Source organism: Streptomyces sp. NPDC046915 (genome assembly GCF_040644935.1).
GTDB lineage: Bacteria > Actinomycetota > Actinomycetes > Streptomycetales > Streptomycetaceae > Streptomyces.
Genome location: NZ_JBEYXB010000007.1, coordinates 201,337 through 216,098, shown reverse-complemented (window position 1 = coordinate 216,098; position 14,762 = coordinate 201,337). Strand labels below are relative to the sequence as shown.

The 14,762-nt window shown below is 72.3% G+C and carries 13 protein-coding genes and 1 pseudogene; 4 read left to right on the top strand and 10 right to left on the bottom strand.

The window, feature by feature from the left end; genetic code table 11:
• Positions 1–17: 17 nt before the first annotated feature.
• A complete protein-coding gene (locus ABZ915_RS19985; RefSeq protein WP_361804423.1) occupies positions 18–968 on the bottom strand; it encodes a LysR family transcriptional regulator in 951 nt (316 codons plus the stop codon).
• 70 nt (positions 969–1,038) lie between these two features.
• On the opposite strand from ABZ915_RS19985, the gene ABZ915_RS19980 reads away from it, so the two are divergent.
• Positions 1,039–2,169 carry a TDT family transporter gene (locus ABZ915_RS19980; RefSeq protein WP_361804420.1) on the top strand — a complete coding sequence of 377 codons (1,131 nt, stop codon included), beginning with the start codon at positions 1,039–1,041 and terminating at the stop codon, positions 2,167–2,169.
• On the opposite strand, the gene ABZ915_RS19975 is transcribed toward ABZ915_RS19980, so the two are convergent.
• The 4 genes from ABZ915_RS19975 to ABZ915_RS19960 all read right to left on the bottom strand — a co-directional run bounded on the left by ABZ915_RS19975 (position 2,081) and on the right by ABZ915_RS19960 (position 6,740).
• Positions 2,081–2,800, bottom strand: coding sequence for a helical backbone metal receptor (locus ABZ915_RS19975; protein ID WP_361804417.1), 720 nt, complete (start codon positions 2,798–2,800; stop codon positions 2,081–2,083). The two genes, ABZ915_RS19980 and ABZ915_RS19975, sit on opposite strands and share 89 nt — an antisense overlap.
• Positions 2,801–2,810: 10 nt before the next feature.
• Positions 2,811–3,380: an XRE family transcriptional regulator gene (locus tag ABZ915_RS19970; protein ID WP_361804414.1), complete on the bottom strand. Its 570-nt coding sequence runs from the start codon at positions 3,378–3,380 to the stop codon at positions 2,811–2,813.
• A 443-nt stretch (positions 3,381–3,823) separates the two neighbouring features.
• Positions 3,824–5,647: an ABC transporter permease/substrate binding protein gene (locus tag ABZ915_RS19965; protein WP_361804411.1), complete on the bottom strand. Its 1,824-nt coding sequence runs from the start codon at positions 5,645–5,647 to the stop codon at positions 3,824–3,826.
• Positions 5,640–6,740: a glycine betaine/L-proline ABC transporter ATP-binding protein gene (locus ABZ915_RS19960; protein ID WP_361804408.1), complete on the bottom strand. Its 1,101-nt coding sequence runs from the start codon at positions 6,738–6,740 to the stop codon at positions 5,640–5,642. The genes ABZ915_RS19965 and ABZ915_RS19960 overlap by 8 nt, the downstream gene beginning before the upstream one ends.
• 111 nt (positions 6,741–6,851) lie before the next feature.
• Between ABZ915_RS19960 and ABZ915_RS19955 the strand changes: the two are divergent.
• The 3 genes and pseudogenes from ABZ915_RS19955 to ABZ915_RS19945 all read left to right on the top strand — a co-directional run bounded on the left by ABZ915_RS19955 (position 6,852) and on the right by ABZ915_RS19945 (position 9,717).
• A pseudogene (locus ABZ915_RS19955) lies at positions 6,852–7,785 on the top strand (5'-3' exonuclease).
• Between the two features lie 125 nt (positions 7,786–7,910).
• Entirely contained in the window at positions 7,911–8,756 is an 846-nt protein-coding gene (locus ABZ915_RS19950; RefSeq protein ID WP_361804405.1) for a siderophore-interacting protein, read from the top strand.
• Positions 8,757–8,763: 7 nt separating this feature from the next.
• Positions 8,764–9,717 carry an RluA family pseudouridine synthase gene (locus ABZ915_RS19945; protein ID WP_361804402.1) on the top strand — a complete coding sequence of 318 codons (954 nt, stop codon included), beginning with the start codon at positions 8,764–8,766 and terminating at the stop codon, positions 9,715–9,717.
• Between the two features lie 39 nt (positions 9,718–9,756).
• Here the strand turns inward: ABZ915_RS19945 and ABZ915_RS19940 are convergent, their stop codons facing one another.
• Genes ABZ915_RS19940 through ABZ915_RS19920 form a run of 5 tightly spaced genes read right to left on the bottom strand, consistent with a single transcriptional unit; the run spans position 9,757 to position 14,348 of the window.
• On the bottom strand, positions 9,757–11,259 hold the full coding sequence (locus ABZ915_RS19940; protein ID WP_361804399.1) for a cytochrome P450: 1,503 nt from the start codon (positions 11,257–11,259) through the stop codon (positions 9,757–9,759).
• 51 nt (positions 11,260–11,310) lie between these two features.
• Positions 11,311–11,931, bottom strand: a complete 621-nt coding sequence (locus ABZ915_RS19935) for an ATP/GTP-binding protein (RefSeq protein WP_361804396.1) — start codon at positions 11,929–11,931, stop codon at positions 11,311–11,313.
• Entirely contained in the window at positions 11,912–12,322 is a 411-nt protein-coding gene (locus ABZ915_RS19930; RefSeq protein WP_361804393.1) for a DUF742 domain-containing protein, read from the bottom strand. Before ABZ915_RS19930 ends, ABZ915_RS19935 begins: the two co-directional genes overlap by 20 nt.
• Positions 12,319–12,726, bottom strand: coding sequence for a roadblock/LC7 domain-containing protein (locus ABZ915_RS19925; protein ID WP_132853723.1), 408 nt, complete (start codon positions 12,724–12,726; stop codon positions 12,319–12,321). The genes ABZ915_RS19930 and ABZ915_RS19925 overlap by 4 nt, the downstream gene beginning before the upstream one ends.
• The gene (locus ABZ915_RS19920) at positions 12,723–14,348 is read right to left on the bottom strand and encodes an ATP-binding protein (RefSeq protein ID WP_361804390.1); all 1,626 of its coding nucleotides are present in this window, start codon (positions 14,346–14,348) and stop codon (positions 12,723–12,725) included. Before ABZ915_RS19920 ends, ABZ915_RS19925 begins: the two co-directional genes overlap by 4 nt.
• Positions 14,349–14,762: the final 414 nt, after the last annotated feature.

Below are 14,762 nucleotides of genomic sequence, written 5' to 3'. Positions count from 1 at the left end.
GGTGCGCAGCGGGTACTTCAGGCCGGGTGGGCGGGGCGGGAGCGGGTCAGGGAGAGGAGGTCGCGGGCGGGGCCCACCGGGCGGTGGCCCGTCGGCCAGACGGCGCGCAGGTCACGCCGGAGGGCGACGCCGTCCACCGGGATGCTGACGAGCCGGCGCAGGGAGAGTTCGTCGCCCACCGCGAGTTCGCTCAGCACCGCGGGGCCCGCGCCGCTGACCGCCGAGGCCTTGACCGCGGTGGTGGAGGACAGCTCGATCAGCGGGCGGGCCAGGCCGCCCAGGGCGGCGTCCAGGACCTGGCGGGTGCCGGAGCCCTTCTCCCGGAGGATCAGCGGGGTGGACGCCAGCTCCTGTGCCGCCAGGGGGCGCCGGCGGCGGGCCCAGGGATGGGCGGGTGCCGTCACCACGATCAGCCGGTCGTGGGCGATCACCGCGGAGTCCAGGCCGGACGGCACCGACAGGCCCTCCACGAAGCCGACGTCGGCCTCGTCCGCGAGCAGCCGCTCGGCCACCGCGGCCGAGTTCCCGGCGAGCAGCGACACCGCGGTGTCGGGCCGCCGGGTGCGCAGCGCGATCAGCCAGCCCGGCAGCAGGTACTCGGCGATGGTCATGCTCGCCGCCACCCGCAGCCGTGAGTCCCGGCGGTCCCGCAGCGCCTGCGCGCCCGCGTCGAAGGCCTCCGCCGCCTCCACCACCCGCCGGGCCCAGTCGGTGACGAGGGCGCCCGCGTCCGTCAGCCGGGAGCCGCGCGGCGAGCGGTCCACGAGGGCCACGCCCAGCTGGCGCTCCATCGACCGGATCCGGCTGCTGGCCGCGGGCTGTGTGATGCCGACCTCCCGGGCCGCCGCCCCGAGACTGCCCAGCCGCGCGACCGCCAGCAGCAGCTCCAGCGCGCCCAGGTCGGGCACCCGGTGCGCCAGTGATCCGGCCCCTCGTCGTTCCTCCGCCGCACCGCTCGCCTCGCTCATAAGACCAGCTTATGCCGCCATAGAGGCGAACTCCCTGGTCGTCGGCCTCCGCTCGCGCGACCGTGGGTCCATGGTCACCCCAGCGGCAGTCCGCCACCTCGGCCCCAACTGGTACGCCTCCGTGATGGGCACCGCGGTGGTGGGCACCGCCGGCGCCGCGCTCCCCGTCCGCGTCGAGGGCCTGCGCCCGCTGTGCGCCGGCGCCTGGGCCCTCTCGCTCGTCATGCTGGTGGTCCTCCTCGCCGCCCGCGCCCTGCACTGGGCCCACCACGGCGACCAGGCCCGCGCCGACCTCCTCGACCCGGCGACGGTCCCGTTCTACGGCTGCCTCGCGATGGCCCTGCTGGCGGTCGGCGGCGGCGCCCTGGCGGTCGGCCGGGACTGGATCGGCACCGAGCGGGCGGTGGCCCTCGACGCCGTGCTGTTCACGGCCGGGACGGCCGTCGGGCTGGCGGCCGCCGTCGCCGTGCCGTACCTCATGGCCGTACACCACCGCGTCGAGCCGGGTCAGGCCGGCCCGGTGTGGCTGCTGCCGCTGGTCGCGCCCATGGTGTCGGCCGCGGTCGGGCCGCAGCTGGTGCCTCATCTGCCGCCGGGCCAGCCCCGGGAGACGCTGCTGCTCGCGTGTTTCGCGCTGTTCGGGCTGAGTCTGCTGGCCACGCTGCTGATGCTGCCGCTGGTGTTCGCCCGGCTGATCACCGCGGGACCGCTCCCCCTCGCGCTGACCCCGACGCTGTTCCTGGTGCTGGGGCCGCTCGGACAGTCCACCACCGCCGTCGGCAACATCGCCGACCTCGCGCCCGGGGTCCTGCCCGCCCCTTACGGCCGGGGCTTCGGCGCCCTCGCCGTCCTGTACGGGGTGCCGGTCATGGGCTTCGCGCTGCTCTGGCTGGCGCTCGCGACCGCGCACGTGGTGCGGGCCCGGCGGCGGGGCATGGGGTTCGCGATGACCTGGTGGGCGTTCACCTTCCCGGTGGGCACCTGCGTCACCGGCTCCGCCGTCCTGGCCCGGCACACCGGGCTCGTCGCCTACGAGGCCCTCGCGGTCGGGCTGTACGCGCTGCTGGTCGCCGCGTGGCTCGTGGCGGGCGTCGGCACGGTGCGCGGGCTGGTCAGCGGACGGCTGCCCGCAGGGCCCCGGCCAGCACCCGTGGCGCCTCGGCCAGTGACGGCCCGTACCAGGTCAGGTGCCGCCCGCTGACCAGCGCGCAGCGCAGGCCGGGGAAGGCCTCGGGCCCGTCGTCCGCCGTGAAGCGGTACGGCTCGTCGGGGAGGACGACCAGGTCGGGGGCGGCGGCCCGCAGTTCGTCGAGGGGGACGCGGGGATAGCGGTCGGGGTGGCGGGCGTACAGGTGGTCGACGCCCAGCCGGGCCAGCACGTCGCCCGCGAAGGTGTCCCGGCCCAGCACCATCCAGGGGCGCCGCCAGATCGGCACGACCGCGGTCGTACGGCGGTCCGGCACCGGCGGCGCCGCCCAGGCCGCCTCGGCCTCGTCCAGCCATCGCGGCCGGGCCCTCGCCCCGCACGCGGTCAGCACCCGCTCCAGCTCCCGGAAGGCCTGCGGTACGTCCCGTACCTCGGTGACCAGGACCGTCGGTCCCGCCGCGCGCAGGGCGTCGAGGTCGGGCGCGCGGTTCTCCTCCTCGTTGGCGATCACCAGGTCGGGGGCGAGGGCGACGATGCCGTCGAGCCGGGGATTCTTCGTACCGCCGACACGGGTGACGTCGAGGCCCGCCGGATGGCCGCACCAGTCCGTGGCGCCGACGAGGACGCCGGGCAGCGTGACGGCCACCGCCTCGGTGAGCGACGGCACGAGGGAGACGACCCGCACGCGGCGAACCCTAACGGGCGCGGTCCTTGACCGCCTCGATGTGTTCCGCCACCGCGACGACGATCACCCGGGTGTCGGGGACCGTGGCCCGCCAGCGATGGCGGACGCCACCGGTCAGGTAGAGGGTGTCGCCGCGGCCGAGGCGGTAGGCGCGGCCCTCCGCCTCGATCTCCACGGCGCCGTCGGCGACGTACATCAACTCGTCGTTGCGGTGCTGGAATTCGCGGCCGGCGTCGTGGTCGCCGGTGAACTCCGAGGCGTGCAGTTGGTGGTGGCCGCGCACCAGGGAGCGCACCCGCGGGTCGAAGCCGTTCTCGGTGTCCTCGGCGCGGACGACGTCCACGCTGCACGCCGGGTCGGCGGCGGCGAGCAGCTCGACGGCGGTGGTGCGCAGGGCGTCGGCGACCTTCTCCAGGGAGCTTCTGCTGGGGCGCGCCCGGTCGTTCTCGATCTGACTCAGGAAGGGGACCGACAGGCCGCTGCGGTCGGCCACCACGGCGAGGGTGAGCTCCAGCGCGCGGCGGCGCCGCCGGACGGCCGCGCCCACCCGGAGGGGCTGCTGTTCTTTGTGGTCGCCCATCGCTCCGGCTCCCTCCTTCGCTCGCCGCGATTCCGACCGGGTGCCCCGCATCGGGCGCACCACTTCTGATGACTTCTCTGCACCCTACGCATGTTCGGCAAACCGTTTCATGCGGCCGTCACATCGATGTCACCCGGGATCGGCGTCACCCCCATGGATCGCGCCAGCGCGCGAGCCTCCGTGGGCCGCCGATCGGGGCCGTGCTGCCGGATGGTGAACTCCCGGAGTGTAGTGCGGAGTTGGCCGACAGTGGCGCATCCGGGGCGCGGGCCGGGAGGACGGCGAGGTTTGGGCAAGACCATAGCGCTCTGTGGTTGGCCGGATTCTTTCCGTAGGTGCGTCCGGACTCGTGCCGTCCACCGCACCTCGTACGCCACGAGGGGTGGGCGGCACCGGAACGGTGCCGCCCACCCCTCGCGCGAGCGGATGCGGGTGCTGTCAGGTCACCCGGCCGCCCGGCTCTTCGCCCCCTGGCCGGCGACCGGGGCCCACTTGTCGACCAGCCCGGGGTGCTGCTTCAGCCAGGTGCGGACGGCGTCCTGCTCCTTGCCCTTGCCGGCCTTCTGGATCTGCGCCTCCAGACCGGTGAGCTGCTGCTCCGTCATGGAGAAGTTCCGCAGCCACCTGCCGGCCTCGGGGTTGTCGGCGGCGAAGCCCTTGCGGGCGATGGTGTGGACGCCGTCGCCCTTGCCCCAGGCGCCCCGCGGGTCCTTGAGCTTCTTCAGGTCGTAGTCGCTGTACGCCCAGTGGGGCGACCACAGGGTGACGACGACCGGCTGCTTCTTGGCGTAGTCACGCTTGAGCTCGGCGAGCATCGCGGGGGTCGAGCCGTCGACGACCTCGTACGCGCCCGTCAGGCCGTACTCCTTGAGGACCTTGCTCTTGAGCAGGCCCATCATGCCGGCGCTGGGCTCGATGCCGATGATCTTCCCGCCGAACTCGGAGGCGTGCGCCTTGAGGTCCGCCAGGGAGTTCACGTCCTTCACGTAGGACGGGACGGTCAGCTCCAGGGAGGTGGGGCCGTACCACTTGCCGAGGTCGTCCAGCTGCTTGCCGTACTTCTTCCAGTACTCGGCGTGGGTGGTGGGCAGCCAGGAGTCGGTCTGGAAGTCGAGCTGGCCGGTGGCGAGGCCGGTGTAGAGGGGGCCGGCGGCGTACTGGCTGGTGGTGACCTTGAAGCCGCGCTCCTCCAGGAGCTCCTTCCAGAGGTACGTGGAGGCGATGCCCTCGTCCCAGGGGATGTAGCCGATCCGGACCTCCTTGCCCTTGCCGACGTCCGTGGCGGAGGCCTGGGAGGTGCCGGAGGAGCCGAAGACCCCCATGCCGCCGGCCACCAGGGCCAGCACGACCACGCCGACGACCGCGACCGCGGGGCGCGGGCGGTGGGCCCAGACCCTGGTGCCGCCGGCCGCGCGGGCCTTCGCGGCGGAGCGGCGGCCGAGCGGCGACAGCTGGGTGCCGAGGGCGCCGGTCACCCGGTCCAGGTAGATGGCGAGGACGACGATGCCGACGCCCGCCTCGAAGCCGAAGCCGATGTCGAGCTGGCCGATGGCCTCGTTGACGGCGCCGCCGAGGCCGCCGGTGCCGACCATGCCGGCGATCACGACCATCGACAGGCCCAGCATGATCACCTGGTTGACGCCGGCCATGATGGTCGGCAGCGCCAGCGGCAGCTGGACGCGCAGCAGGATGTCGCGGGGCGGGGTGCCGAACGCCTCGGCCGCCTCGACCAGCTCGGCGTCGACCTGGCGGATGCCCAGCTCGGTCATGCGGACGCCGGGCGCGAGGGCGAAGATCAGCGTGGCGATGACGCCGGCGGCGGTGCCCAGGCCGAAGAAGAGGATGGCCGGGATCAGCAGCACCATCGACGGCATGGTCTGGAGCAGGTCCAGGACGGGGCGCACGGCCGCGCTGACCGCCTTGGAGCGGGCGGCCCAGATGCCCAGCGGCACGGAGATCACCAGGGCGATCAGCGTGGCGACGAGGACCAGGGCGAGCGTCGACATCGCCCGGTCCCACAGGTCGAGCGAGTCGACGAGCGCGAACCCGGCGAAGGCGAGGACCCCCGCGACCAGGCCGCGCAGCCACCAGGCGAGCACCGCGAGGATGCCCGCCAGGAGCAGCGGCTGGGGTGCGGTCAGGACGGCGTCGATGCCGTCGTACATGCCCTCCACGACCGCGCGGATCGCGTCGAACAGCCAGGACAGATGGGCGACCAGCCAGTTGACGCCGGAGTCGACCCAGTCACCGAGGTGGACCCTAGGCACCGGCGGTCACCTTCTTCGTCCCGTCCTGACCGCCGTCGCAGACGGTGGGCTCGCCCTGCTCGTCGCCGGGGAACGCGTCTGCGAGGAAGCCGACGAGGCGCCGCCTCGGTACGACGCCCACGAGCGTGCGTGCGTCGTCGCGGACCGCGACCGGGTGCGGGAGGCGGGCGCTGAGCGCGCACAGCTCGGTGAACGGCGTGTCCGGCGTGGCGGCCGGGCAGCCGCAGTCCGCCTCGTCGCCGCGCAGCTCGGTGTCCATGACGGCGGCGGCGGTCAGGACGCGGGAGCGGTCCACGTCCTTGGTGAAGGAGGCGACGTAGTCGTCGACGGGACGGATCAGGATGTCCTCGGCGGTGCCGGTCTGCACGATCCGGCCGTCGCGCATGACGGCGATCCGGTCGCCCAGGCGCATGGCCTCGTTGAGGTCATGGGTGATGAAGACGATCGTCTTCTTGAGGGTCTGCTGAAGCGTCAGCAGCTGGTCCTGCATGTCGCGGCGGATCAGCGGGTCGAGCGCGCTGAAGGACTCGTCCATCAGCAGCAGGTCGGCGTCGGTGGCGAGCGCGCGGGCCAGGCCGACGCGCTGCTGCATGCCGCCGGACAGCTCGTCGGGCCAGGAGTCCTCCCAGCCGGCCAGGCCGCACAGGGCGAGCGCCTCGTCGGCGCGGCGCTCGCGCTCGGCGCGGGGCACGCCCTGCACGGCGAGGCCGTAGGCGGCGTTGTCGCGGACGCTGCGGTGCGGGAACAGCGCGAAGTGCTGGAAGACCATGCTGATCTTGCGTGCGCGGACCTCGCGCAGTTCGCGGTCGGTGAGCGCGGTCAGGTCCCGGCCGCCGAAACGGACCTGCCCGGCGGTCGGCTCCAGCAGACCGTTGAGCATCCGCAGCAGGGTGGACTTGCCGGATCCGGACAGGCCCATCACGACGAAGATCTGGCCGGGGTCGACGGTGAAGGAGGCGTCGATCACGGCGGCGGTGGTGCCGTCGGCGCGCAACTCCTCCCGGTCGGCTCCCCGCCTCAGTCTTTCCACTGCTTTGTCCGGTCGTCTGCCGAACACCTTGTACAGATGCTCGGCCTCAAGGCTGGCTGACACACGTACCTCTCGTTGAAAAGAGCAACTATCTCCGCTCGGAGGCGGCGCCTGCCCCAGCCCTCTGGAGGCAAACACAACAGTGGGCCAGCTCACAGACCCGTCCGGTACGGCATGATGGCGAGGCGTGACCGGACGACTGATGCTCCTCGACACCGCCTCCCTCTACTTCCGCGCCTATTTCGGCGTGCCGGACTCGGTGAGGGCGCCGGACGGCACGCCGGTGAACGCCGTGCGCGGACTGCTGGACTTCATCGACCGGCTGGTGAAGGACCACCGGCCGGAGCACCTGGTGGCGTGCATGGACGCGGACTGGCGGCCCCGGTGGCGGGTCGACCTGATCCCCTCCTACAAGGCGCACCGGGTCGCCGAGGTGCACGAGGCCGGACCGGACGAGGAAGAGGTCCCGGACACGCTCTCCCCGCAGGTGCCGGTCATCGAGGCCGTCCTGGACGCGCTCGGCATCGCGCGGGTCGGGGTCGAGGGGTACGAGGCGGACGACGTCATCGGCACGTTCACCGCGCGCGCCAAGGGCCCGGTCGACATCGTCACCGGCGACCGCGATCTGTACCAGCTGGTGGACGACGCCCGCGGGGTGCGGGTGCTGTACCCGCTCAAGGGCGTCGGCACGCTGCAACTGACCGACGAGGCGTGGCTGCGCGAGAAGTACGGGGTGGACGGCAGCGGGTACGCGGATCTGGCGCTGCTGCGCGGCGACCCGAGCGACGGCCTGCCCGGCGTGCCCGGCATCGGCGAGAAGACGGCCGCCAAGCTGCTCACCGAGTTCGGCGACCTGGCCGGGATCATGGCGGCGGTCGACGACCCCGCGGCCAAGCTCACGCCGTCACAGCGCAAGCGGCTGGAGGAGGCCCGCCCGTACGTCGCCGTCGCGCCGACGGTCGTCCGGGTCGCCGCCGACGTCCCCCTGCCGGACGTCGACACGGCAGTGCCGCGCGGGCCGCGCGACACGGCGGGGCTGGAGGAGCTGTCGGCGCGCTGGGGGCTGGGCGGTTCCCTCCAGCGGCTGCTGACGACGCTGGGGGGCTGACGCGCACGGTGGCCTCCCAGTGCCCTCTCATCCAGCTCTGAAGGAAAGGGTGTTTACTTGCTCCGGATGCTAACTTAGGCGAACCTAACCAATGGAGCGCCAACCAAAGGAGCCGGGAGGCCGTCATGGCAGAACGTCCGGGACGCAAGCCGCGGAAGCCCCATTCCGCCCAGGTCGTGCGCACCGAGCGGCTGACCCCGCACATGCAGCGGGTGGTGCTCGGCGGTGAGGGTCTGGCGGACTTCGCCGCGGACACCTGCACCGACCATTATGTGAAGCTCCTGTTCCCCGCCGGGGGCGTGACCTATCCCGAGCCCTTCGACATGGAGCGGATCCGTGCGGAGTTCCCGCGCGAGCAGTGGCCGGTGACCCGGACGTACACGGTGCGCGCCTGGAATCCCGAACAGCGCGAGCTCGCCCTCGACTTCGTGATCCACGGCGACGAGGGCCTGGCCGGGCCGTGGGCGGCGCGCGTCCAGCCGGGCGAGACCGTGCGCTTCATGGGCCCCGGCGGGGCGTACGCGCCGGACGTGAGCGCCGACTGGCATCTGCTCGCCGGTGACGAGAGCGCCCTGCCCGCCATCGCCCGCGCCCTGGAGACGCTGCCCGAGGGCGTCAGGGCGCACGCCCTCGTGGAGGTCTCCGGACCCGAGGAGGAGCAGAAGATCGACTCCGCCGTGGCGGTCACCTGGCTGCACCGCGGTGACCGGCCGGTCGGTGCGGCGCTGGTCGAGGCGGTACGGGCGCTGGAGTTCCCCGAGGGCCGGATGCACGCCTTCGTGCACGGCGAGGCGGCCTTCGTGAAGGAGCTGCGCCGGCTGCTGCGCGTCGAGCTCGCCGTCCCGCGCGAGGACCTGTCGATCTCCGGCTACTGGCGTCTGGGTCACAACGAGGACGGCTGGCAGGCCGCCAAGCGCGACTGGAACGCACGCATCGAGGCGGAGCAGGAGGGCGGCGCGGCCGCGGCCTGAGCCCCTGATGAGACGCAAGACCCGCACCCCGCCCTCACCCCTGCCGCAGCGTCACGGGGTGGATCCGGTACGGGTGCGGCTGCCGCTCGGCGGGGCGTGGGCCACGGTGGGTGAGCATCTGGTGGAGCGGCTCAGCGGGGCCGGCCCCGGGATGGTCGCGGGGATGCTGGACGCGGGACAGGTCGTCGGCGCGGACGGACGGTCGGTGGCCGCCGACACCCCGTATGTGCCGGGAATGTACGTGTGGTTCCACCGCGAGCTGCCCGACGAGGTGCCGGTGCCGTTCCCGCTGGAGGTCGTGTACCGCGACGAGCGGATCGTCGTCGTGGACAAGCCGCACTTCCTCGCCACGACCCCGCGCGGCAGCCATGTCGCCGAGACCGCCCTGGCCCGCCTCCGGCGCGAACTCGGGCTGCCGACGCTGACGGCGGCGCACCGGCTGGACCGGCTGACGGCCGGGCTGGTGCTGTTCACGGTACGGCCCGGGGATCGCGGCGCCTACCAGTCGCTGTTCCGCGACCGGCAGGTCCGCAAGGAGTACGAGGCGGTCGCCCCGTACGTCCCCGGTCTGGCCCTGCCCCGGACCGTGCGCAGCCGGATCGTCAAGGAGCGCGGGATCCCGGCCGCGCGAGAGGTGCCGGGCGAGCCGAACGCGGTGACCCTGGTGGAACTGGTCGAGCACCGCGAGCGGGACGGGCTCGGCCGGTACCGCCTGATTCCTGCCACCGGCCAGACGCATCAGCTGCGGGTGCACATGAGCGCCCTGGGCGTGCCCCTCCTCGGCGATCCGCTGTACCCGGAGGTGACCGGCCCCGTACCGGCCGGCGACTTCCGGCGTCCGCTGCAACTGCTCGCGCGGAGGCTGGAGTTCACCGATCCGGTCACGGGGACGGAGCACCGCTTCGTCAGCGGGCGGGTGCTGCGGGCGTGGTCGTCGCCCGCCGAGTGGGCTGCCGGGTAGGCGGGGACCCTAGGCGGGGCGGCCAGGCCGGCAGGCCGGTCAGTGGCCGCGCCACCACTGCTTGAGGCGCTGCCACACACCGCGCCGGCGGGCCGGTTCGGCGGGCGCGGGAGCCGGCTGCGGTGCCACCGCCGCCTCGGCTTCGGGAGCGGAGACGGGGGCGGAGGCGGGGGCCGGTGCGGGTTCCGTACGGGGGGTGCCGATCTGCCAGGTGGCGCGCTGCGGCGGGATCGGCGCGGGGCTGGGCTTGAGCGTCACGTCCTGCTGCGGCTTCGGTTCGAAGCGCACCGGCAGTTCCACCAGGTGCCGTGAGGCGATCGACGACCGCCAGCGCAACTCCTCCTCGTCGCAGTCGAGCTGGACGTCCGGCAGGCGGGTCAGCAGCGCGTCGACGCCGACATCGGCGATGGCACGGCCGATGTCCTGGCCGGGGCACTCGTGCGGGCCTCCGCCGAAGGCGAGGTGGGAGCGGTTGCCCTGCATGTTGGCGGACAGGTCGGGACGTACCCGCGGGTCGACGTTGCCCGGTCTCGGGGCGAACAGCAGCCCGTCGCCCTGCCGGATGCGCTGGCCGCCCAGCTCGGTGTCCTGCTTGGCGAAGTAGCCGAGGACGGCGCTGAACGGCGGCTCGTCCCACAGGGACTGCTCGACCGCCTCGGGCACCGTCATCTGCCCGCCGTTGAGCTGGGCGCGGAAGCCCGGCTCGGTGAGGACCATGCGCAGCGCGTTGGCGAGGAGGTTGGTGGTGGCCTCGTAGGCGGCGAAGAGCACCAGGCGCAGGTGCTCCCGGACCTCGTCGTCGGTCAGCCCGGCGGGGTGGGTGATGAGGTGGCTGGTGAAGTCCTCGTCCGGCCGGGCTCGGCGGCGGCTGGTGAGCCGGCTCAGCGCGTCCATGACGTAGGTGTGGCTGGCGATGGCCGTCTCGGTGCCCTTGAGCGCGTCGCGGGCGGCCTGCACCATGCGGTCGTTGAACTCCTCGGGCATGCCGAGGATCTCGCACATCACCGCCATCGGCAGATGCTCCGCGAACTGGCCGACCAGGTCGGCGCGGCCCTGCCCGCAGAACTTGTTGACCAGCACCTGGGTGTAGCGGCCGATGTGGCGGCGGATGCCGCGGTGGTCGATGGTCGACATGGCGCCGGTGACGGCCGCCCGCAGCCGCTGGTGCTCGTCGCCCTCGGCGTGCGAGCAGATGGGCTGCCAGGCGATGTGCGGCATCAGCGGGTGGTCGGGCTTGACCATGCCCTCCGCCAGCGGGTTCCAGACGCGGCTGTCCCGGGTGAACTGCGAGGGGCTGCGCACCATGTGCAGGTTCTCGGCGTGTCCGAGGACCACCCACATCGGCACGTCGTCGTGGAGCAGCACCGGCGCCACGGGGCCGTAGTCCGCCCGCAGCTTGTCGTACAGCTCGCCCAGGTCGTCCGCGTCCGGGCCGTACAGCCGGTGCAGTCCCCCGGGTCCGACGGCGTGCGCGGGGCAGCCGGGGGGCGGGCCGAGCGTGGGTTCGTCCGTGCCGGTCGGGGAATGGGGTTCAGGCGTCACAGTGGTCGCTCCGAGGAATGTTTCCGGGGTGTGGGGAGAGCCGGGAGGGGGTCAGGTGAGGGCGCCGGTCATGGCGAGCGAGTGCAGGAAGCGCATGAGGGTCATCAGCGTGTCGCGGCTGGAGGCCCGGCGGCGCGCGTCGCAGTCGATGATGGGGATCTCCGGCGGCAGGTCCAGCGCGGTGCGCAGCTCCTCGATGGGGTAACGAGGCGCGTCGGGGAAGGAGTTGACGGCGACGACGAAGGGCACACCGCGTTCCTCCAGTCGCCCTATGACGTCGAAGCTGACTTCCAGACGGCGGGTGTCGATGAGCACGACGGCACCGAGGGCGCCTTCGAAGAGACCGTTCCACAGGAACCAGAAGCGCTCCTGGCCGGGGGTGCCGAAGAGGTAGAGCACCAGCTTCTCGGTGATGCTGATGCGGCCGAAGTCCATGGCCACGGTGGTGGCCGTCTTCGACTCGGAGCCGTAGTTGTCGTCGACACCGATGCCGGCCTGGGTCATGGTCTCTTCGGTGGTCAGCGGTTTGATCTCGCTGACGGAGCCGACCATGGTGGTCTTGCCGACTCCGAAGCCGCCCACGATCACGATCTTCACCGCGGCCTGGGCCGTGTGCGGCAGATGATCCGCGGTCCGTGGGCCCGGGACGGTGTCAGAGCTTTTGAAGTCCATGCATCACCGCTTCGAGGAGTGAACGGTCGGGCAGCGCCTGGCGGACGATCGGAACGCGCGCCTGCACCAGTTCGGCCGTGATCATCTCGGTGATCAGTACGGTCATCGCGCTGAAGGGCAGGTTGAGATAGGCCGAGAGTTCGGCCACGGACAAGGGGGCTGTGCAGAGCCGGAGCAGCGCCGCCTGCTCGGGCGGGACGGAGGGCGGTGGATCGGCGCGCGCCACGATTAACGTCACCAGGTCCAGCTCGGCGCGTCCCCCGTCGGTGGCGCCGGTGATGACGTACAGGCGCTCGGGGTTCTTCCTGGTCCCCGTCCGCTCGCCCGCCGCGAGGGGTTCCGGCGGCGGTTCCGGTTGCGGGAGTCGCCGTGCGCGTTGTGGAGGAGTCATACGGTCTGCCCGTTCCGCCGGGGCGGACTGGTGAGGTGGGCGCCGATGCGGACGACGAGGTCACGCATCATGCCGCTCATCCGGCCCGGCTCGCAGACGACATCGGCGAGGACCGCGAGATAGGCGTTGGCGCCGGCGGCCATCAGGTAGAAGTAGCCGCCGTCGATCTCGATGACGACCAGCTTCATGTCGCCGTCGCTGCCGGGGAGTTCCTGGGCGACGGCGCCGGCCAGGCTCTGCACGCCGGCGCAGGCCGCGGCGACGCGGTCGGCGGCGTCGGGGTCGCCGCCGTAGCGCGCGATGCGCAGGCCGTCGGCGGAGAGCACCACGATCATCTCGATGCCCGGTACGCCGTCGGCGAGCTCCTTGAGCATCCAGTCGAAGTTCGCTCGCTGCTGGATCACTTGAGGTCCCCCTCGTCGTCGGCCTCGGTGTGGTGGGTGGCCGAATCGTTGATCAGGTGCAGGTACGCGGTCGGGTTCCGCGTGAAGTCGGTCGGATGGCCCGGGTTGTCCTTCTTGAGTCCCTCCCAGAAGGCCTCGACCCACAGTCCGGGTTCGCGGTCGTCCTTCTTCTTCGCGGGCTCGGGTGCGGGCTTGTGCTGCGACCAGATGGTGGGGTTGCCCTCGCGTTCGGCCCGCTCGATGGCGGCCTGTTCGGCGAGGCGCCGGCTGAGCGGGATCTTCATCCTGCTGCGGCGCTGCGGCAGGCCGCCGGCGGTCCACTCGGTGACCTCGGGGACGTCGTCCTCCATGGAGATCCCGGCGGGGATGCGCGGGCTGGTGGGGCGCCGCTTCTTGGGGGCGCGCTTGGGGCCCTCGAGTGCGCCGAGTTCGGCCTTGGGCACGGCGGTGGCGCCGATGCCGTGGGCGAGGCCGGGGGCCGGCTCGGTGGTCATCATGCTGCTGGGCACGATGAGGACGGCGCGGACGCCGCCGTACGCGGAGGCGCGCAGCGAGACCTGCATGTTGTACGTCGAGCACAGCCGGCCGACGACGGCCAGGCCGAGGCGCGGGGTGGTGCCGAGGGTCTGCAGGTCGACGCCCGCCTTGGCCGCCTCCAGCATGTTCTCGATCCGGGCCCGGGCCTCCTCGTTGAGGCTGACCCCGGCGTCCTCGATCTCGATGGCGACGCCGGTCTGCACCTCGGTGGCGGTGACGTGCACCTTGGTCTGGGGCGGCGAGTAGCGGGTGGCGTTGTCGAGCAGCTCGGCCGCGGCGTGGATGACCGGCTCGACGCAGGTGCCCTTGATGTTCACATGAGCGATGGAGGCCAGGTCGATCCGGCGGTACTCGAGGATCCGGGACATGGCGCCGCGCAGCACGCTGTAGAGCGCCACGGGGTTGGGCCACTGACGGCCGGGGCGGCCGCCGCCGAGGACGGAGATGGAGTCGGCGAGGCGGCCGATCAGCGCGGTGCCGTGGTCGATGCGCAGCAGGTCGTCGAAGACCTCGGGGTTGCGGCCGTGGTCCTCCTCCATCTCGCGGAGTTCGTTGGCCTGCTGGTGGACGATGGCCTGGACGCGGCGGGCGATGTTCACGAACGCCTGCTGCGCCGCGTCGCGCGCCGTCTCCTCCTCGTCCACGACCTTCAGCAGGGCCTTGAGCAGGTCGCGCAGCGCGTCGGGGAGGTGACGCAGTTCCGGGTCGGCGTCGAGGACCTTGTGCATCACCTCTCTGGGGGATTCGCCGGCGCGCAGCCGGTACAGCGCGGTCGGCACGATCTCCGTGCGGAAGCGGAGGAGATCGGCTTCCTGGGCGGCGAGGCGCCGCTCCAAGTACGCGGTGTGGCGGACGTGTTCCGCCCGCACCTCACTGAGCTTGCGACCGCGGCGCACCGCTTCGACCGCCGCCGCCGTCACCAGCAGTGTGGCGACGGCGCCGCACAGGCCGACCGCGGTCCGGGCCGGCGCCGTGACGACGGCGACGGCGGCTCCGGTCGCCGCGGCCATCACTATGGCCGGCAGCAACAGCACGCGCACGTAGGACAGTTCGCGGCCACCGGGAGGGGATTGAACACTCACCATGTATGCCTCTGTGACTAATCGGCGGGGTGTCGGGGGAGCTTTCGGGGGGAAGATTCCTGGAGCAGCCCGGATCTTCGGTATCTTTGGGAACAAGCGCACGAATTCACCTCAACTCGGTGCGCCGCGGGCGAGCTTAGTCCGACCGGATCATCGCTGTGTCATATTCAGCAAGCACCTGAAATCGCCCACGCCACAGGAGTACGCTCGACCCCATTTGCACTCTGCGCCAACATTCGCACACTCAACGTAGCCATGGACAGGCGTACGAAGATAACTCACCGTAACGAGTGAAGAGCCGCCCCAGCGATGACGAACACCGGCTCAGAAACAAGCGTCCCCGGCTTCCCATGCGCGCCGAGCGCACAGGAAGCCGGGGACATCACCTCGTGTGGAGACCGGCACCCGCCGGCCGTC